The sequence below is a fragment of the Olivibacter sp. 47 genome, from assembly GCF_030372825.1.
GTDB lineage: Bacteria > Bacteroidota > Bacteroidia > Sphingobacteriales > Sphingobacteriaceae > Olivibacter > Olivibacter oleidegradans.
Genome location: NZ_JAUCNR010000001.1, coordinates 3,947,004 through 3,966,983, shown reverse-complemented (window position 1 = coordinate 3,966,983; position 19,980 = coordinate 3,947,004). Strand labels below are relative to the sequence as shown.

Below are 19,980 nucleotides of genomic sequence, written 5' to 3'. Positions count from 1 at the left end.
TAATATGAGTGTTAGGTTCTGCCTGTCATTCATCTAAAGTTAGGGCAGCAGATGGAGCTTTTTTATCCAAAGATATATCGCACGTTTTATTCCCATTTCTTCTCTTTATTCTTTAGAGTACAAACTAACGATCGTTCATCATTCATTACCACTTTAAACCGATAATCCCCCGATCCAATCTGAACGATCATGCGCCCTTGCTCTTTGCCGATTATTTTCCAGTCCGTGTCATTCATCATTTTTCCACTCTCATAAATAGATGCTCCGTCCTGAACGGGTAAGTAAATCGCGGCTCGCGTATTCGGCGGAATCTTTACTGCCAATTCAAACTGACCTTTCTCCTTTTTCCATGCTGAACGAATCAGACCGTAGGGAGAGTCGTAGGCTCCTTCTGCACTGCGGACATCCCCTACTACCTCCGGTCGGATTTCGATTTGATTGAAAGCGATGCTTCCCTCTTGTTGTCTAATCCCCGCTAAGCCACTGTAAAGCCATTCCATTAAATGACCTAGCATGAAATGATTATTGGAAACGGTGGGTAACGCTTGCCATGACTCGGTTAATGCGGTTGCACCTTTAGCCAGTTGATAGCCATAGCCTGGCACATCGGTACGGCTGTTCATATCATAAATAACGTCCGATCTACCCGCTTGCTCCAAAACCCGGAGTACATAGCGATAACCAATATCTCCAGCTGTTAATGCGTTATTCCGATTCCGGATGTCTTGAATCAAATTATCCAAAACAGCTTTTCTATCGGAAGTGTCGACCAGCTCCATATAAAGTGCCATCGCATTTGCGGTCTGACTCCCGCTAGCATATTGTTTGGTATTGACATGGAAAAAGGTATCATTAAACGCTTTTTTAACCTCTTCCGCCAGAGATGTATATGCCTCTTGAGCCTTCGTTTCTCCGAGCTGCTCGGCAATTTTCGCCAATAACCTTAAATCGTAATAATAAATAGCGGTTCCTGTAACGCCCATGGGCGTCAGTTGAGAAACGCCGGGTGGTTTTGGTCCAAGGTCATACCAATCGCCCAAGCCTTGTTTAAGGATATGGTTAGTTGCTTTCGTTTGCAAGTAGCCTATATAACGCTTCATCATTGGATAGGCCGTCTTCAACACTTTTTTGTTCCCATACCACTTGTATAAGTACCAGGGAAGAATGATGCTTGCACTTCCCCATTCCGGTGAATCGCGGAACATGTCGCCGCCCCAGTTGAATTCGACATATTCCGGGGCAATTTCAGGTATCAGACCATTCGGCAACTGCGACTTCCGCATATCTTCTATAATCTTTTGAAGCAGTCTTTCTATGTCGTAGTTGTAGTGTACGGAAGCACCCATGAGATGGGTTTGTTCCAGCCAGCCGAGTTTTTCGCGATGCGGACAATCGGTAAAGACACTCATCATATTACTTTTGATTGCCCAATCAATCAGCTGATGTGTCCGATTGAATAAATTGTTGGACGACTGAAAAGAACCAACTTGCTGAGCGGCACTGCGAACGTGTAACCCCTGTAAGCCTGTAATTTGCGGCAGTTCTTCACCTTCGGACTGATCTTTTGGCGTTGCACCGCGCACTTCTACGTAGCGAAAGCCGTAATACGAAAAACGGGCTTGCCAACGTTCTTCATTTTCACCTTTTAAGATATAGGTAAAGTAATAGGGACCACCGCTTGCTTTTTGGGTAACGGCTCCTTCTTTCAATAGTTCGCCTGGATACATGCGAACGGTATCCCCACGATTTCCTTTCAATTTAATCTGCACAATACCGGAAGCATTCTGACCTAAATCATAGACCCAGTTTCCGCCACTTGTTTTTGTAATGGTCTTCGGATCGAATCGTTCCATTACCTTTAAGGGCTCTGTCATTTGGGGGTTGATTTGAGGAGGACCTTCCACTACGATGGCTTGCTTCCATGCGGTATCGTCAAAGCCTCTATCATCCCAGCCTTTCTGCTCTAAACGTGCATCGTAGTCTTCGCCACCATAGATACTGGAAAAGGTAATGGGACCCTTATCGGTCTTCCAAGTACGGTTACTGACAATATCCTCTTGGCTCCCGTCTGTATAACGCAATTGCAAACGGCAAATCATCTTTGGATAGCCAAAGGCTACCTTTTGTTTTCGGTATCTACCTTTTACGGGAGGAATGTAATAAAAGCCATTTCCCAAAAGAACACCGATCGCATTTTCACCTTTCTTTAAAGTTTCGGTGACATCAAATGTTTCATACAGGGCTTCTTTATCATATTTAACCCACCCGGCATCTAAAAAATGGTCGCCTACTTTATCACCATTTATATGCACTTCAAAATGTCCCAGACCGCTAATAAATAAGGTTGCTTTTTCGATTGTCTTTTGAACCTGAAATGACTTCCTGAATAAGGGAAGCACATTATTATCCTGATACGTATCTTTTTTATCGGCCTTTGGCAGGGGATCCCGTCGTTCTTCCGGCAACTCCTCATAAGCAATCCATTGGCCACCCTTCCAGTCTTCTTTGGTGAAAAGTCCCATTTGCCAATAAGCAGGCTCCGACCATGTTGACTCATTGCCGTGATTATCCCACACTTTAACTTTCCAATAATAGCATTGAGTGGCCGACAACGGCTTCCCTTGGTATGGAACCTGAATACTTGTACCCCTCTCCACTTTTCCTGAATTCCAAACAATGTGCTTATCATCCGCCCAGCTGCCTTGCTGATCCGACACCAGTACCTGATAAGCTACTTGTTTTGTATTTCGTAACTGGCTTTCAAGTTTCCAACTCAATAAAGGTTGCAAACTTACGATGCCCCTCGGATTGCTTTTAGACTCCACGCGTAGGCCTGCCGTCTTCAAATCAGCGGCAAAGTTATTTCCCCAACTATGAAACAACACACATAATATAATGATAATCCTACCCATTTTTCAGTTTATAAACCTCGTTCGCACATGTATACAAGGCGCAGGTTTATGGTTAGTATTTGTCTATGAATTCAGTGGCTAGACTAGCATGCTGTCTGGCAAGGCGCGCGTAATGAAGAAAAGCGCAGTTTACTAATGGTAAATGAGCATTTTCTGAATGCGTGCAACAAGGCCAGGCGACATGATAGACCGCCACATGCAAAGATAAATGGACTGGAATATATCCGTTTATAAGAATTTTTCCTTGTATTGTAGGATATTATCTTTAAATGATCTTTTTTATTGGTTGCGATTAATCATTATTCTCAACTGATAGACGAGGTTTTAGACGCTAATAGCTACAACAAAGCTACTGAAATCACACTAAATGGTACTGGCTTCGTACTGGTTTGACACTTGCTTGGTACTGATTTGACACTGATCTAGTACTAATTTCACACTAGTTTAATACTAGCTGGGTTATACACTGATACTTCTTTTGTACTAGATAATTATCCTAGCTATCATTATTCAGATAGCTTATATCTTTCAAAATAACCGAATCACCACCATCTGCTGCAATATGCTGATAAACTTTCTTGGCAGGAATATCGAAGTCAACCTTGCTAAAGGTAATATCTTGTGTATTTACCAGATGGACCATTGAGTCTTGACTAACCAACTTTGCGTTTTCAATAGCTATGTGCCTGGCATCCTTTATATCAAAAAGCTTTTCGGTCTTGGCTCTCACCTGACGAATTTCTACTTTTTCCAACGGAGCTTCCGGGATACCATCTATTCGAACAAAGTGTGAAGCGTCTTCAACGATTAGATTACTGATCTGAATATCCCGAAAATGGGGCGTTAGTTCATTAAGCTCAACTTTCTGAGAACGATCTGCAGCCGCTCCTACATGGACGGCACTTCCTAACATATCCCACCGTAGCGCTGTTTCTCCAACACGTAAGCGAATGCGATCATAGAACAACTGCTCTCCACCACCTCCTCTCGGTCTTCTTGTTTTAAAGCGTATTCCATTTCCTTCGTTGTTAAAAACACAATCGTGTACATATAATTTACGGATCATACCGGCGGTTTCACTTCCAATGGTAATGCCGCCATGCCCCTTTTCTGCCAGACAATAGCGTACCACCACATTTTCGGTAGGCCGATTAACGCGCAATCCGTCCCAGCCTCTCCCTGCTTTCATCGCCAAGCAGTCGTCACCGGTCTGCAACGTGCAGTATTCGATTAGTACATTCTTCGACGATTCAACATCGATACCATCACCTCTTGGGATGCCAATCGAGTGAATGGTTACCCCTCTTATAATGACCCGATCGCAATATTGCGGTACAATATTCCAAAAGGCAGTGCGCTCAAGTCGGACTCCTTCAATAAGTACATCCCTGCAGTTAATAGGAGCGATAAACATGGGAGGAAAAATAAAACTTCCGTCCTTCCCGTCGTATATACGTTCGGCTACCGGTTTATCATGTGGAACAACATTTTCAATTACATCGTGGGTCATAATTTGTTTCCGAACGGATCCTTCTGCAGGCCCTATGAGCCGTCCCTTACCCGTAATAGCAATGTTCTCTTGATTATTTGCGTAAATACAGGCGCCTAAAGACATCACTTCCACACCTTCATTACGCGTGAAGACAACGGGTAAATAGTCTTTAATCTCTCCACTAAAATATAGCTCAGCACCCTCCTCAAGGTGCAAATTGACATGGCTCTTCAAAGCAATTCGTCCCGTTTTCCACATGCCTTTCGGTATGCGTAGTGTTCCCCCTCCCGTAGCAGATAATTCATCGATACCCTGTTGAATAATAGCCGTTACTTGGGCACCTGCTTTAGCTCCTAAGTCCGCTATGTTTTTGGTTTGATCTGAAAAAACAGGCCGCTTCAGATTTTTCATGGGAAACGGTGCTTTTATCGGTGCAATTGTATCCGGCATACAAGCCGCTCCCACCTCCTGAGCGGTCGGAATGGTATGCAGCTGTTGTTCTTTTTTTTCTTTTCGGTTGTTACATGCCTGAAGCAAGCAGGCCAAGAGCAATAGACAGCTAACAAAAGACTGAACCGCGCTCATGATGCTTGAAAAATCTTCTTCATATAACGTGTATTCGCGCCGAAATTACCTCTTACATCACGCGGGTTATTGGCATCTCTGGATCGCTCTATTACTAGCCATCCCTTCCAGCCCATCTCCTCTAATGTTTTTTTCACTTCTATCATATTCAAGCGTTTATTGTTTTCGAGCCATACACCATCTTCATCCGTGCAATGTATTTGACAGATATAATCTTTTCCCAAGACTCGTAATTCTTGATGCAGATCACGTCCATTTTTTAAGGCGTTCGAAAAATTGAAATAGCTTCGGATATGGGTCGAACCGATATCATCCAAAAACTTCTTTTCTCCCGCAGCATCCAGCGCCGTCTCGATGCCAATCGTTACCTTTGCTTTAGCCGCCATTTTTCCGATAACTTTCAAACGCTCCACCAAGACCGGTCGCAGTTCGGGATATTGGATCAAGTCACATTGTATACCCAAAGGAAGGAAAGCGATCTTCACACGCATCGCTTTCATGGTATCGATGCAGTCTTGTACCATTTGTTGATAAGTAGGACGTTTAGCAAGGGATTGTGCATAAAAACCAGTCATAGCCAAGGAACATATTTCAATGTTCAGCGCTTTTAGTTTATCCAAGTAAGCCTTCCGCGTTGCCGGATCGGCTAGCTTATTATCAAACGTATCCCGATTACCTAAGCCACCCATATCAACCTCCACGCCATCTGCCCCCAATTCATGCGTTAAATCAAGTGCGCTGATTTTTTGCCTTTTCAGCATCATCAAATCTATTACGCCTATTTTATAAGGGCTTTTAGAGGATGCATAGATTGTATTAGGTAATAAAGCTGTTCCCAAGACCACCGCAGAGGCTTGGTGTAAAAATTTTCTTCGGTTTATTGTATACATAACTTTCTTAATTAATCAACTTTTCAAACATACGAGTTGAGCAAACCGAAGAGCGTAGCGATGAGCTCATGAACTCCTTTAAAATAGATACAAGTGAATAAATCAAGGCTTGTGTAGGCTACGTTGCACCTGATTGCAAAGCATCATTAGCGCGTATTGCAGCCGCTTTACTTCCTCAATCCGCTTGGATATTGCAACATGAACGATGGTACATATGCTTTACTGCTCGATGCTTCCGTATCCTCCAATGCCATACTCCCCACACCTCGACGCCATTTGGCTGTTTGCAAAATCCCTCCGTTCTACTAAAATATCGCCTAGGAAATTTGCGGTTTGCAGGTTGATGCACCACCATTGTAGCAAAGTTCCAAGCGATGAGTCTTTGGTTACTTTTTTCATCACTTGTTTGTTTTCAATGGCATTCAAGCTACTTCGTGGTCTGCGGAAGAAAGTAACACAAATTAATTTCATTGAAACAACTTCTCTAAATTTTCATAACCTTTCAAGGCATTTCCAGGAAGTTTTTCCCCATTCTTCCCAAACACATAAAGTGCCTTTTCATCTTCGATCGTACATTTACTTTCGTCGTAATTTCCCTGTTTATCTTTCACGGCTTTTTCGTTCAAACCGAAATGTTTGATCATAAAATCATATACCGGTTTCCGCTTGGAAAAACCGAAATCATGTCCATCTTGCGGTAGATGGATATTCTCCATCAGTTCTCGCTTCCCGTAATAACTGTATAGTTTTTGCAAATAAGGCAAATCATGCTCAGGCATATGGGCCGTCCAATCCCCACCATCGGATATAACAAGCTGTGGATTAGGTGCGGCCATAGCTGCAAGCTCCACATTATTCGTTCCGCCACCACACAAATGGATTGGCATGCCGCTTTCACAAGGACATCCTCCATAGAAGTAGGAGGACAGTGAAACGACAGGAATGCTTAATTTAATACGGGGATCAAGGGCTGCCATCAACACGGTTTGACTGCCACCGCCGGAGCCTCCGCAGATAGCTACCCGCGAAGTATCTGCATCGGGCAAGCTTAACAAATAATCGAGAATACGTACGGCTCCCAGTGTCTGTACGGTTTGCGACAAGCTCTTTCGATGATCCTCGTATTTAAATTGTAAACCGGATTCGCCCCAGCCGAACAAATCGTAACTGAAGGCCATCGCTCCCATTCTAGCTGTCATGGCAAAACGGATTTGTGCATCTTTACGGAATCGATGGCCTTGCCAGTGTCCGTCCGGACTTAAAACGACGGGTATTTTTCCCTTTGCTTTCATTGGCCGATATAAGGATCCGTTCACATAGACTCCTGGTAATATTTCAAGGGCAATATTCTGAACCGTATAACCATCCATTTTCCGTACAGGTGTAACTATCGGTTTCGAGACAGGCTTAGCGGGTAATGGACTTAATTTTAATGCGCTCCATAATTCTTTTCTAAGGCTGTCTTTCCTTAATTCCCAACTTGCTTTGTTGCGATATCGAGCGGCCAGCGTATCCAGTTTCTCCCAACCTTCTTGCACAGGCCAACGGTAGTATTCGTACTCTTTTAACTTATAAACACCTTCTTTTTCCTTATTCACTTTTAGGTCCAGAGGCGCTAAGACCTGAGATAGGGTCTCATCTACCGTTGGTCTAAACCGCCATAAGGCATAGGTTAAGTTTCGATCTTTTACCTGATTTTCGTTGTATTTGATCTTGACACCGAAGCGAGCCTCAATTTGTTGCAGTACGTCTTTAAGTGGCATCCGGTATTGACGATCGCTGTCCTGCGCGCGAGTTGATCGCATAAAACATAGCTGACTTATTATCAGCGATATGAGTAGTATAAACGAAATTCGACCTGTCATTGTTAATCTTCCTCTTTCTTGTATTCTTCTAGTTTAGGAGCTGTATACCCCTTTACTTTCGGCCATTCTCCATTTTGAATAGGCAACAGCTTGAGTTCGTTTGGATCAACGACAACATGTTTTATTTTTTGTCGCCTCCAAGTATAAATAAAGTGCAGCAAACCATCTTTCGTTTGGATCACGGCAGGATAGGAATACTGGCTAATGGGAGAATCTTCTAGTATCAGGGCGGCCGACCAGCTCTTTCCGTCTTTTGATACCGATACGTTTAAAGGTGTCCTGGGGCCTTTTGCCAGATTTCCCGGAGGAAGTACATGGTTATAAACCAATACATGGCGACCATCGGCCATCGTTACCGCATCGGTTCCTGAGTTATTATTCGGCAAGCTTGTTTTTTCGAGTGGCGACCAGGTTTCGCCGTTGTCGGTCGACCATGATTGCACTAAAGCCCTATTGCGACTACGCGCAAGCAACTGTAAAGTGCGATTACCATGTACGAGGATGCTTGGTTGGATCGCGTCAATACTATCCTTCGCGGCCAAAGGGCCAATTTTACGCCAAGTCTTCACAAAATCCGGCGTTACTTCGAAATGGATTTTCCAGCCGTTACCTTCGGTGCTGCTGGGGCAAAAAAGTTGTCCGTTATCGAGTAAGACGGGTTTATTTTTCACCGGACCGATATGGCCATTTGGTAGCTTTTCGGCAGCCGACCAGGTTTTTCCACCATCTTTCGAGCGCTTTAGCATCCCCCACCACGCTGAGGGTTTAGGACCGATTTTATAAAACAAAAGTAAATCGCCGCCCGGAATTTGATAGAGCACGGGGTTCCAGGTAGGTAGGCGCTTACCTTCTGCCTGTACGCCGTCTGCAGCCGAAACCGGAGCCGTCCAAGTGCCGTTTTCAAAGCGGCAAACATAAATCTCCACATCGGGATGACGCTCCTTGGTCCCACCAAAAAAAGCTGCTACCAAACCGCTAGGCGTTTCTGCCATAGTTGCTGAATGGCACGATGGAAAAGCCGCTTTCTCATACAAAAACTCTTCTTTCAGGATGCCTTGTTTCCACGGCTGCTTTTCTTGGGCATGCGCGCCTATAAATACACCGAGCATAAGCAAGGTTAATAAACTAATCTTCATCATTTTAACCATTATTTTTCTCCTTTGCTTTTTTCGCCTTTGCCGCGTCGACATAGGCTTTAAATAGTTGACGCCAGTTCCGGCCATTTGCATTGAAATACTGTTCAATTTTGGTTTTGTAAATCTCGAAAACAGCAGATATCTGCTTCATACTTTTGTAATCCACCGCCTGCTCCCGTGCTTGCTCGAGGTTTTGCTTGATCACCTCCCGTTCTTTCGCTGTTAAATCGGGAACAATCGCTTCATAACCTTTCGTTGTAAAAGCAACTTTGCCGATCGTGTATTTATCCAGAATAGTCGCTACCTGCTCTTCAGTCAAATCTTTTCGCAAACCGTCCATTAACTGTTGATGAACTTCTGTCGGCATGGCACTATCCGCAATGATTTGCCGATCGAGTTCACTTAACTTATTTCCCGTCGCGGGATTGATACCCGCCGGTACCTCCGTAAACGGGTGACCATTGTGCCAATCCCGTACGGCCTTTAGGTGCCTGACTACCACTTGTACTAAACGTTCTTCTTTCGTTTTGTTGTCCAGTGCCAAACTTCCAACCCATTCCTGCGCTTTCTTAAGCTGCTCGGCATCCGACTTTGCTAAACGCGCAGCATCATCTTGGCCATAACTCGCAAAGGCGAATAGCAACAAAGCAAACAGGAAACTTAAGATCTTGATGTTTTTTAATTGGTTCATCTCTACAATTTATTTTTATTAGCTATCGGATTTCGGTTATCAGCAATCAGCTTTCAGTCACACAAACCTTTCTCACAACTCACAACGGGTAACTCGCAACTCATCATTCATCACTCATCATTCAGCACTCATCACTCATCACTCATCACTCAACTAAGTCAACACTGAACTGATACGTTCCGGCTCCCACCTCAAATACACTATGGCCATTTTCTTTTTTCACAAATCGAAGGCCTTCCAGACCTTCTATTCCTTCTCCATGTTCACGGATTTTTTCTTGATCTGATGTTGGAAAATAAACCAGCGCGGTTGTATTGCCCGGTACTTCAATAGTCCATTGCAGTTTATCTTTTCCTTTTTTCCAGCTGCTCCGGATCTGTCCATATGCTGAACGATGGGCTCCTTCTACCTGCATGAGCGGGAGACTGAAATCGGGCTTCATAACAATTTGCTTGAAACCTGGTTTATTTGCTTTTATGCCAATTAAATGTTCATAATACCAGATCAGTAAATCACCCAATAGCATCACGTGGTTTTGGGAATTCATGGAAGGATTTGCGGTATCACCATTCCATAGTTCCCAAATCGTCGTTGCACCTTTTTCCACCATATATCCCCAGCTGGGGTAGCTGGTGTTTGTTGCCAACTGAAAGGCTAGGTCAGCACGCCCCTGATTGCTAAGTCCTCTCATTAAGTACTGCGTACCAATGACACCCGTGCTGATATGTCCCTTGTTCTCCTTCGTAATTTTGGTAACGATATTTTCAAAAACCTGCTTTCGGTATTCATTTGGAACCATATCGAAATAAAGAGGAAGTAAATTTGCCGTCACCGTATTATTACTATACTGTCCTAAACTCTTGTTCAAATACTTTTGGTTAAAAGCTTCCTTTATATCCGCTGCTTTGGCCTCAAAGAATTGCTTATCGACCTCATTGTTTACAATATCCGCAAAGCCTTGCATCAGTCGCAACAGCTGATAATAGCTTGCCGAGGCCAATAACATGCCCTCCGTTTGACGTAATGGATCTTTGGAATGGATCAGTTCTTTAGATTCCGGTGGCACGCACCAATCACCATACTTATCCTTTGTGATCAATCCATTTTCTTCATAATTTTCCCACATATACTGTATCCATCGTTTCATGGATGGATAATGCTTCCTGATAGCATATACATCCCCATATTGTTGGTACAGCATATTGGCAACGGTCAAATAGGTTCCCGGCCAAGTTACATTATCACTGTAATAGCGCCAAAAAGCAGGTGCTACATCCGGGATGCTTCCGTCCGGCAGTTGAGCACCCTGAATATCGTCCAGCCATTTGGCATATAACTTCGCGTTATCAAACAAAAAACTCTCTCCATAACAACCTGTTGTACGATCACCAAGCCAGGGCTGTCGTTCATTCCGTTGAGGACAGTCAACCGGCATGCCTTTGTAATTTCCCGCAATCCCCCACCATGCATTTTGGTAAATCGCATTCAAGATTGGCCGGTCGCTTGTAAAGCTGCCGGTAGTTGCCAAGGCATCATAAACAACTAAGCCTTGCAAATCGTCTAAGGTAGGTTCCCCCGGATAGCCGCTTATTTCTACGTATCGAAAGCCATGATAAACAAAGCGTGGTTCCCAATATTCCGTTCCTTCGCCACGTAAGGTGTATACATCCGTTACTTTCGCGTCTCTTAAATTAGCAACAAACAAGCTCCCATCTGCTTGAAGGGATTCGGCGAAACGCATTTTTACAGCCGTTCCGGAAGCGCCCTTTACCCGGATTTTCAGCCAACCGGTCATGTTCTGCCCCATATCGACGATATAAGTATTTTTATTAAGTAGACGAATCGTTTTCGGTCGCAAGGTATCCATTACTTGCATAGGTTCATTGAGTTGTGCACGAGGCATACCGCCTGGTTCCTGTACAAAAGACGCTTTGAGCCAAGTTTGATCGTCATACCCTACCTGATGCCAACCAGGCAACTCTTTCCGTGCATCATATTCTTCACCATCGTATTCATTGTTGGTTCGTATGGGGCCGTCCGCAGTCACTTTCCAGGTGTCGTCCGTGCTGATTGTTTCCTTCGTGCCGTCCTCATACCATATATCAAGATTCAAACGCATCTTTGGATAGCCGAACGTTTTTATTTTATATGGTTTATAGGCTTGCCGCATGGTGTAAAAACGACCATTGCCTAATATAACGCCAAGCGCATGCTTACCGCGCTGATTAAGGTATTGAGTTACATCAAAAGTATTGTATTTTACTTCCTTCGTATAGTCAGTAGGAGCTGGGGCTAGTACTTGTTTTCCTATCTTTTCACCATTTATATAAAGTTCATACAGGCCTAATCCTATGATATAAACCATTGCCCGTTTGACCTTTTTATCCGTTTGAAATTCCTTGCGGAAATAGCGCGCCGATAACCTGGAGAATTGATCTTCACGGTCCCAATCAAAGGATCGATCGAGACCAATCCATCTACCTTTCCAATCATTGTATCGCAAAAGACCGACAGTCCAATAAGCAGGTTCACTCCACCGAGTCTCTCCATCATCTGTCCAAATTTTCACCCGCCAATAACATTGATCGCGACTATTCAGTTTTTCTCCGTTATAGGGTACTTGTATACTACTATCACTTAATACCTTACCTGAATCCCATCGATCGGCGTATCCTTGTTTCAATAAATCCAAAGAAGACGCCACCTGTATCTGATAAGCTGTTTGCATCAGACCCCGTTTACTGCCGATTAGCTGCCAACTCAGTCGCGGAACCTCTTGATCAATCCCCAATGGATTAGTTAGCGATTCACAGCGTAGATCGCTTAACCGCACATCGGTCATCTCGGCAAAAACTGCCGGAAAAAACCATAAAGTACAGAAAAGAAAAACCAATAAACGCTTACTTTGCATGTTATTCTTGCTCGTTAAAATCAAAATACAAGGTCAACTCTTTTGCACGTGTAGGATCCTTTTCATAGTCGTAAAATATGTTTTTCATACCCATGGGGCCTGTATTTTCCCGTTTTTGGGTTTTCGTCCCAATTCCTGAAATTCCTTGCATAAAGGAGATATCACCCGAAGGGAAGACGAGATCATAATTTTTCCACGGGTCTTCCTTAAACGCAGGTGTGTACAGTCGCAGAAAGATATCTTCATCGGGAGTTATTACTTTAAAGGAATGGTTTTTAGTCTTGATACGCGCCCAGTATAGATTCGCGTGATAACCTTTAAATTCAGGATACAACCACGGTGCCTCGCCCGTTTCACTCGTATTATATGCTTTGTCCCATACGCCCAAACTTTGCCCCTTCATCCTATTTTTCCACACGCGATAGGGTCCTCTACCCATATAAGTAACACGCAACATCTCCTTCTCGGGAAGTGAAAAATTCAGGCCAACATAATCGGTGAAATAATCCCCCGGAAAATAACGTACAAAAAGTTTCACCAATCCCGAAGGGAAGAAAGTCCACTCCAATGTATTGTAATTTGTTTTTTTGTCGAACGTAGAAGCAAAAACGAGTTTGGCTCCGTCCTGATGTAATTGAAAATTGCCAAAGTTATTTATGCCTTGCTGCAGAACGGGACCGTCATGGAAAGGGATCGTTCCTTTTCCATTTGTCACCTGTAACAATTGGCCATTTTGCTTATTCAAGGTCAAGCGCAGCGCTCCTATATGCACGAGAAGTAAGCTATCCCGCTCTTCATGGGTTATTTTATTCGTTCCCTCTTCTTTAATTAATTGGCTGGCCACTTCCTTTGGAATTTGCACGGGAAACGACCAGGTAAACAGTTCTTTTTTATAAGGATCGCGGACTGTAAGATACAAGACCTGATAATTTCGCCAGTTTTGGGGAAGTGTTATATGTAAGGTTCCTTTTTCAAATGGTTTAATATCCGGCGATGTTATGGTTCCACTAACAGAATCAGTAGCCACCCCATCGCCCGACCAAGTCTTCAACTTCCATGTAAAGGAACATTGGTTGAGATTGGTAAAGGCATAGCGATTTTCAATGGACAAGACACCATCGAAGGCGGGTGTAATTTCCCTGCGCTCGATAAATACAGGACTCCATATTTCTTTAATGGCGTAGAAGCTCCCCTCCTTTTCCCGATAGGGTCCCACGATACCGTCGGCACCACGATTGCCATCGGTATCGATGGAATCCTTTTTATCCTTTCGTACCACGCCTTGATCGGCGAAGTCCCATAAAAACCCGCCCGCTGAAAGCGGTTCTGACCACATATGTTTCCAATAGTCTTCTAATCCGGCACCGTGACCGCCATCGTACATGCCATGGAGAAACTCGGTAGGCATCACAATATCCTTCCCATGATCGTAATTCCCAATGCCATAATTATATTCTCGGTAGTGTTGCGTCTCGATCCCGCCGAATAATTGCCAAGGGTGTACAACAGGGCGTTGCTGCCTGTCCTCTTGTAGAAAAATGCTATCTAAATCAAAGTTATGGCCGCCCTCGTTTCCATTGGCCCATAGCACGATGGATGGATGATTTTCATCATGAATCATCATCTCCTTTAGCAACTTGGTACCTGTTGAGGTGTCATAATGCCCGTGCCATCCCGCCAATTCATCCATTACATAAAGTCCGAGCGAATCACAGACTTCCAGGAAATGATCATCTGGCGGATAATGTGACATCCTGACGGCATTCATATTCATAGCTTTCATCAGCTCAACGTCTTCGATACTTAAGGCTTTACTGGTTGTCCTTCCTGAGCTGGGCCAAAAGGAGTGTCTGTTAACTCCTTTAAATTTCATCTTTACCCCGTTGACGTAGATACCATCTCGCTGCTTTACTTCCACCGTTCTAAAGCCAAATCGCTGCTTAACCCGATGGATCAATTTGTTTTTATCATATAAGTCGAACACGACTTCATAACGATGAGGGAATTCGGCCGACCATAACAAAGGCTTTTCGATATGGCCTTTCAGACTGATCTGCGCCTGATCACCAGCCAGTGATTGCTGCATGACATTGCCAACGGCCTTACCTTCCAGTGTATAAATTTGTGCTTGTATCCGGTCAGCTTGTCCATTAACTTTTACAAGGGATTCGAAGGCACCATTTGCTAAGGCATTGATCGAAACGCGTGCTATATGCGGTTGGGGCAACACTTCTAGCCATACGGGGCGGAAGATACCACCAAAAATCCAGAAGTCGCCTTTCCGCTCTGCTGCGTTTACCGACTCATTGGCGGAGTGTTTAGATACTTTCACCTCGAGCACATTCTCTTTTCCGTAATGCAAAAGTTTCGAAATATCGTACTTAAAAGCGTAGTAAGCGCCTTGGTGAATGGGACCGGCCAGCTGGCCGTTAACCTTCACTTCGGCATCCGTCATCACGCCTTCAAACACGATGTTAATATGTTGCGTCTTCCATTTTTTAGGAACCGGAAAGCGATATTTATATAAACCTTCCTCTTTCCCAACCTGCTCGGTTTTATCAAAGCCATAATTATAGTTCCCAAAACCTTCCAACTCCCAATTGGACGGAACGGGAATAGAAGTCCATTTCCCCTGCATGAGCTCCGCCTGTGCAATAGAATTCCCAATTTACTCGATTGTCTTTCCCTGTGCCCGATAGGTAAAGGCGTTTTGCTTCTTGGGCCTGGGAAGTAAAAAAAAGGCAAAGTAAGCCAAATAGAAAGCAAATGTATACAATAGGCCTCTTCATCTCATTTACTTAAGGGTTCAGCACTGAAGTCTTGAATATAATAAACCGCCTCTTTCACCGGATCTCCCGGATTTTTCAGGTCAAAGTCTTGGTCTGTTGGTGTATCTGCATCGGGAAAACGCCTCACTTCGCCTGTTCGAAAGGCCACACGACTAATACTAGCTACCGGCGCGAAAATATTTTTGTTCCTTTCTGCTCACCATTGACAGCAACCGTATACGAGCGACTGCTTACATCGAGTTTTAATTCAATTTGTAAAGCGTCACCTGCCTGATAAGTACTTAACTTGGAATCTCGATAACCTGCTTTGATTTTTAAGAGGCTATCCTTGTCCAATATCAAACGTACAGCGGCCTGTCCTTTTGCATCCAAGCATTCTATATGGAGGAGTCCATGGTCAACCTGCTGTGGAACCAAGGTAAATTTTACCGACAACTTTTTGCTTTCAGGTACTACTCGTTCTGCCTTTGCATAATCGTAGGGGTCTTTATCCCGTAAAGCCAAAACCTTGTTTCCATTAGTGGTCTTCTCGATCTGAACAGGTGCCCAAAGCGGACTGTAAAGGTTCCAATCGTTTAATTCTTTACCATCCGTCATCCGACTAAAGACTTCTTTGATCGGTTGCGTGACTTCGGAAGTAATCGGAACAGGGACACGGGCTACCCACATATCTTCCTTATTCATACTGTAAGACACCCACATGGCCTGCCCCGGGGGATTACCATTACCTTCCACAATTCCACGCACATACTGCGGACCATAAGATTTATAGTTTCCGCCATAGCGCATAGATGAAATCTCACCATTTACTAATAATAAGTCCTTATAGTGAAGACCATCATCACTAGTGGAAACCGCGAGTGGCCACCTAAATTCAGAAGGGTTGTACACCGTAGCATAGCGCCCATCTTCTGTGCGCTGGCCCCATATTTTGGCATTGCTGTTCACAAATCCCGGTGCGCGCAGCGGATCATACGCCCAGGTTTTACCTCCATCGGTGCTAATCGAAGTCAATGCATGCTTCCATAAGCCCACCACCTGCCCATTCGGAAGGTGGTAGTAATTGAATGCTTTAATAGCGCGTTTCAATGGAATTAAGGGGTCGTCCCGATCTGCTTCCTCTACCCATTGCTGCATCATCAGGGGCTGTGCCAACAGCTCTTCACAGGCTTTCACAAATCCTTTGTCCTTACTTTCGGTAAAAAACGGAAAGGCTGATAACTTTTTATCCCAGGAAGCATTATTACGGATAAAATGAATTGGACCGAAACGACCGTCTCGGTATATCTCACGAATCACCCGCCCGATGCCATTTCCGTCATTCGGATCATCCTTTGCATCCATGGCCACGCCGTAATAGCCTAACACGAATAAGCGATCGCTCTTTGACACATAAAAACCCATGCGCTGATGCATGATGGCGTAGAGGTCTTTGGCAACCTTATCATTTCCTTTCTTCTTCCAACCATCGGGTATTTTATAAGGCGGGAAGACTACCACGGGATCTGACCATTGATAACCATCCTTCGATGTCTGTAATAAACTTTCACTTGGTGGAATATGCTCACCAATGGGATCGCTCAAAAACTCCAAAAAGAATTGATTGTTCCAATAAGCAAGCATGGGTTGATGATTGTAGGTCCAGTTATGTCCTCCTGCCAATTCAGGGTGCTCTCTATTAGCTCTAAATACCTGAATATTGTGTACGCCAACGGCCGGACTTAACTGACCGTGATGGTAATCTACATTGGATAAGGTGGTGCCGATGTATTTTACTGTGTCCTGAGCGGCTGCCTTTCCTACTTGAAGTAGATAGGAGAGGCTAAATACTAATATTGTTGTTTTTAGTTTGAATATCATTTTATAGATTCTTTTATAAGCAATCATTATTACCAATGACGTGTACCTTTTTTTCATCATTTGTCAGTTTTTAAGGCATTCAAGCTTCTCGCCTACAGGCTCGAGGTTTCCGCAAAAAGGTACCAAAACCGACCAAAGGGAGCTCATGAACACCTTTTGAAACAAACACTTGTGAATAAACTCCCGGCTTGAAATCTCCTATGAAAACTTCTGCCATTCCTTAGCCTCTTCTATCCGGATATTTCTAGGCCGGATTTATCGCTGACGACCAGTGACTGCCTAGCAAAACCTTCTTAGGTAAACTTTCCGATAGTAATTTTCTTTTATGGCAATCGTTACACCTGAAAACGATATAGTTAAGATTGCTTCACTCCCACGTCATAACCAATCGCTTCGGTTTGCAAGGACGTACATAGTATCGTCACTGCGGGGAGGTACAACGAAAGCAGTCATATCATCCCTTCTTATTCCACTTCCTTTTTCAATCCCTTCAAAACGCCTTTGCTTGCTTTGAAAATGGTACCATGTTTATGCCCTTCAGGAATACTGACCTCGTCGTCGATCGCTTTAAATTGCTTAAAATCCTTTGTACTTACGGCTTTATATTTTTTATCACCATATGAATCGAAATAAATCAGATAATCTTCTCCTGCTTTAACCACACTCGGTCCTTCTGTTTTTTCACCTGAAAAGGGTTGGGAAACATCGTGATAAGGTCCTAAAGCTTTTTCAGCGAAAGCCACCTTTAAATTACGATTTGGCCTTGTATTATCTTTAAGCACCAGCACATAATCTTTCGGTTTTCTTTTGACAATCACGGCATCAATGACACTAAACCCAGGGTCAAGAAAGAGTTGTGCCTTCGTAAAGTTTTTAAAATCCTTTGTAGTGGTATAGTACATTCGGTGATTGTTTTTCTCTTCTTCCACGCCCTTCTCGAAACGATAAGGAATAGTGGAAGCCCATATAATGATGTACCGCTTTTCCTCATCATCATAAAACAATTCAGGTGCCCATACATTTACCGTTTCCGGCTCATGTTCCATAACCGGTATAAAGCGTTGTTCCGACCAATGGATCAAATCTTTCGATGCTGCATAACCGAAACCTTTGTCGCCTTTCCAGCTACAGGTCCAGACCAAATGAAACAGGCCATCCGGGCCTCGAACTATGGAGGGATCACGCATTACCTTTTGGGTACCCACCGTAGGTTTAAGAAATACATGGTTCAAATCTTTCCAGTGGTAAGCATCTTCACTATACAACAACCGTAATCCCGCATCCGCCGGCTCATGAAAAGAACTAAACATATATATATCTTTGGAGCAAGCGGAAAACAGTCCTATCAATATAGTCAGTATTACGTATTTAAACAGTCTCATGCTTTAAACTTTTAACCTTCGGCTACTCAAAACCTACAACTTATAACTTACAACTGGCAAAGCTAAATCGCCTCTAAAACCAATACCCAATCATTCCCCTCCTTCTTTCCGCCTGGTGCTTCAAAGCTTTGTCCATCTGTATTTTGTACCTCGCCAATTGCGGTATAGACACCTGTACGCGGATCGAACCAAGATGCTTTCAATTTGCCCGTTGATAATTTTACAGGATTAACCTTAATAGTTCCTCCATTATAGGTATAGATCAACGCATAATCTTTACCTCGGGTTGCGACTTTGTAATCGTAGCGTTCTCCATTTTCTGCCAATAATGATTGGTCGGGCACGCGATCTAAAAAGGATTTTGATAACATCAGTTCCTTTAAATAACGCATTTGTCCGGCTCCTGGATTCTTTATAGCATCTCTCCATAATTCTGTGGCACCGTAAGCTGCAGTTGAATCGTTATCGCTTTCGTTTAGAAACTGCATCACCGAGTTATTACCATAGGTAAAGCCGAAAGCACCGGAGAATACCGACCAGTAAGCATAACGACGTATATCTTTATCTGTCCATCTCGGTTCTTTCGGATCGTGCAGACCCTGCGGAATCCCTTCATAAGATGGTTCGCCATCTATTGTTGGTTTTGTAGGTGTTAGTTGATAATCACCTTTTACGAAACGCCAGTTATCCTCACCATAATGATTGGTTTCATTTGCAGAGGTGTCTTGGTCGTAGCGCCGATGGCCCGACTGGAACATATTGAAGTCAAGCCATGATTCTTGATGAAACCATTCAGATGAAGTAGTGCGCCCTCGAGGATGAAAGGTAATAAGGTGATTAGAATCGAGTTGATTTAAGGTATTTCCAATCGTTTTCCAAACGTCAATTGAATCACTTCCTTTCAAATCGCCCCCGTTTAACCAAATGATATTAGGTGCCGATGCATAGCGCTCGGCCAAGAAAGTAGCATAGGTTTTAGCCTGCTCGCTACTTACCCCGCCCTCTTTTACATTGGTGCCCCAAACCGGCACTAAAGCCAGGTATATGCTTTTTTCGGCCGCTTTTTTAACCGTGTAATCCACTAATTGCCAATAGGCTAGCTGGGTGCTATCTTGCCCGGTTGTATCTCCAATCGCTGGATTTGCTACATTCCCCATTATGAGGGCGGAATCGCCATACGTATTTTTAGCTTTCAATGTATGCAATAGCATCACTTGAATCACATTAAAGCCCTTCTCTTGCCGATCTTCTAAGTATCGGTCGATTTCCTCTTTGGTAAGCTTACTAAATAATAACCAGCCGGTATCTCCTAGCCAAAAGAAGGGCTTACCATCCTCCGTCACAATGTAACGCCCATTTTCAGACACTTTCAAACGTGGAAGAGAATCTTCTTTCTTCTGTTTGTTAGTGCAACTCATAAAGCAGAAAAAGGCCAATATGAAAGCATAGTTGCTAAATTTTATCATA

General features: G+C 43.8%; 12 protein-coding genes and 1 pseudogene. All 13 read right to left on the bottom strand.

The window, feature by feature from the left end:
- Positions 1-86 precede the first annotated feature (86 nt).
- Complete coding sequence (locus QT327_RS17410; RefSeq protein WP_130856439.1) at positions 87-2,912, bottom strand: family 78 glycoside hydrolase catalytic domain; 2,826 nt, start codon at positions 2,910-2,912, stop codon at positions 87-89.
- Positions 2,913-3,408: 496 nt separating this feature from the next.
- On the bottom strand, positions 3,409-4,989 hold the full coding sequence (locus QT327_RS17405) for a glycoside hydrolase family 28 protein (protein WP_130856438.1): 1,581 nt from the start codon (positions 4,987-4,989) through the stop codon (positions 3,409-3,411).
- Positions 4,986-5,879 (bottom strand): sugar phosphate isomerase/epimerase family protein, encoded by an 894-nt coding sequence (locus QT327_RS17400; protein ID WP_289553582.1) that lies wholly within the window; start codon positions 5,877-5,879, stop codon positions 4,986-4,988. Before QT327_RS17400 ends, QT327_RS17405 begins: the two co-directional genes overlap by 4 nt.
- A 219-nt stretch (positions 5,880-6,098) precedes the next feature.
- The gene (locus QT327_RS17395; protein WP_289553581.1) at positions 6,099-6,278 is read right to left on the bottom strand and encodes a hypothetical protein; all 180 of its coding nucleotides are present in this window, start codon (positions 6,276-6,278) and stop codon (positions 6,099-6,101) included.
- 68 nt (positions 6,279-6,346) lie between these two features.
- Positions 6,347-7,684, bottom strand: a complete 1,338-nt coding sequence (locus QT327_RS17390) for a DUF4974 domain-containing protein (protein WP_289553580.1) — start codon at positions 7,682-7,684, stop codon at positions 6,347-6,349.
- A 62-nt stretch (positions 7,685-7,746) separates the two neighbouring features.
- On the bottom strand, positions 7,747-8,883 hold the full coding sequence (locus tag QT327_RS17385) for a sialidase family protein (protein WP_242627214.1): 1,137 nt from the start codon (positions 8,881-8,883) through the stop codon (positions 7,747-7,749).
- 1 nt (position 8,884) lies between these two features.
- Positions 8,885-9,571 (bottom strand): DUF3826 domain-containing protein, encoded by a 687-nt coding sequence (locus tag QT327_RS17380; RefSeq protein ID WP_130856435.1) that lies wholly within the window; start codon positions 9,569-9,571, stop codon positions 8,885-8,887.
- A gap of 145 nt (positions 9,572-9,716) precedes the next feature.
- On the bottom strand, positions 9,717-12,482 hold the full coding sequence (locus QT327_RS17375) for an alpha-L-rhamnosidase (protein ID WP_130856434.1): 2,766 nt from the start codon (positions 12,480-12,482) through the stop codon (positions 9,717-9,719).
- 1 nt (position 12,483) lies between these two features.
- A complete protein-coding gene (locus tag QT327_RS17370; protein WP_289553578.1) occupies positions 12,484-15,120 on the bottom strand; it encodes a glycoside hydrolase family 2 TIM barrel-domain containing protein in 2,637 nt (878 codons plus the stop codon).
- Positions 15,121-15,272: 152 nt separating this feature from the next.
- Positions 15,273-15,419, bottom strand: a complete 147-nt coding sequence (locus tag QT327_RS17365; RefSeq protein ID WP_289553577.1) for a hypothetical protein — start codon at positions 15,417-15,419, stop codon at positions 15,273-15,275.
- A pseudogene (locus QT327_RS17360) lies at positions 15,420-17,131 on the bottom strand (exo-alpha-sialidase); the annotation flags it as partial.
- A gap of 464 nt (positions 17,132-17,595) precedes the next feature.
- Positions 17,596-18,513 carry a glycoside hydrolase family 43 protein gene (locus QT327_RS17355; RefSeq protein ID WP_130856432.1) on the bottom strand — a complete coding sequence of 306 codons (918 nt, stop codon included), beginning with the start codon at positions 18,511-18,513 and terminating at the stop codon, positions 17,596-17,598.
- A gap of 62 nt (positions 18,514-18,575) precedes the next feature.
- Positions 18,576-19,979, bottom strand: coding sequence for a glycoside hydrolase family 140 protein (locus QT327_RS17350; RefSeq protein ID WP_242627212.1), 1,404 nt, complete (start codon positions 19,977-19,979; stop codon positions 18,576-18,578).
- Between the last annotated feature and the right edge of the window lies 1 nt (position 19,980).

Excerpts from the sequence above, each read along its gene's own strand:
- QT327_RS17385 (WP_242627214.1), bottom strand. The coding sequence starts at position 8,883 with ATGATGAAGATTAGTTTATTAACCTTGCTTATGCTCGGTGTATTTATA.
- QT327_RS17355 (WP_130856432.1), bottom strand. The coding sequence starts at position 18,513 with ATGAGACTGTTTAAATACGTAATACTGACTATATTGATAGGACTGTTT.
- QT327_RS17370 (WP_289553578.1), bottom strand. The coding sequence starts at position 15,120 with ATGCAGGGGAAATGGACTTCTATTCCCGTTCCGTCCAATTGGGAGTTG.
- QT327_RS17405 (WP_130856438.1), bottom strand. The coding sequence starts at position 4,989 with ATGAGCGCGGTTCAGTCTTTTGTTAGCTGTCTATTGCTCTTGGCCTGC.
- QT327_RS17390 (WP_289553580.1), bottom strand. The coding sequence starts at position 7,684 with ATGCGATCAACTCGCGCGCAGGACAGCGATCGTCAATACCGGATGCCA.
- QT327_RS17410 (WP_130856439.1), bottom strand. The coding sequence starts at position 2,912 with ATGGGTAGGATTATCATTATATTATGTGTGTTGTTTCATAGTTGGGGA.
- QT327_RS17395 (WP_289553581.1), bottom strand. The coding sequence starts at position 6,278 with ATGAAAAAAGTAACCAAAGACTCATCGCTTGGAACTTTGCTACAATGG.
- QT327_RS17380 (WP_130856435.1), bottom strand. The coding sequence starts at position 9,571 with ATGAACCAATTAAAAAACATCAAGATCTTAAGTTTCCTGTTTGCTTTG.
- QT327_RS17350 (WP_242627212.1), bottom strand. The coding sequence starts at position 19,979 with ATGATAAAATTTAGCAACTATGCTTTCATATTGGCCTTTTTCTGCTTT.
- QT327_RS17400 (WP_289553582.1), bottom strand. The coding sequence starts at position 5,879 with ATGTATACAATAAACCGAAGAAAATTTTTACACCAAGCCTCTGCGGTG.
- QT327_RS17375 (WP_130856434.1), bottom strand. The coding sequence starts at position 12,482 with ATGCAAAGTAAGCGTTTATTGGTTTTTCTTTTCTGTACTTTATGGTTT.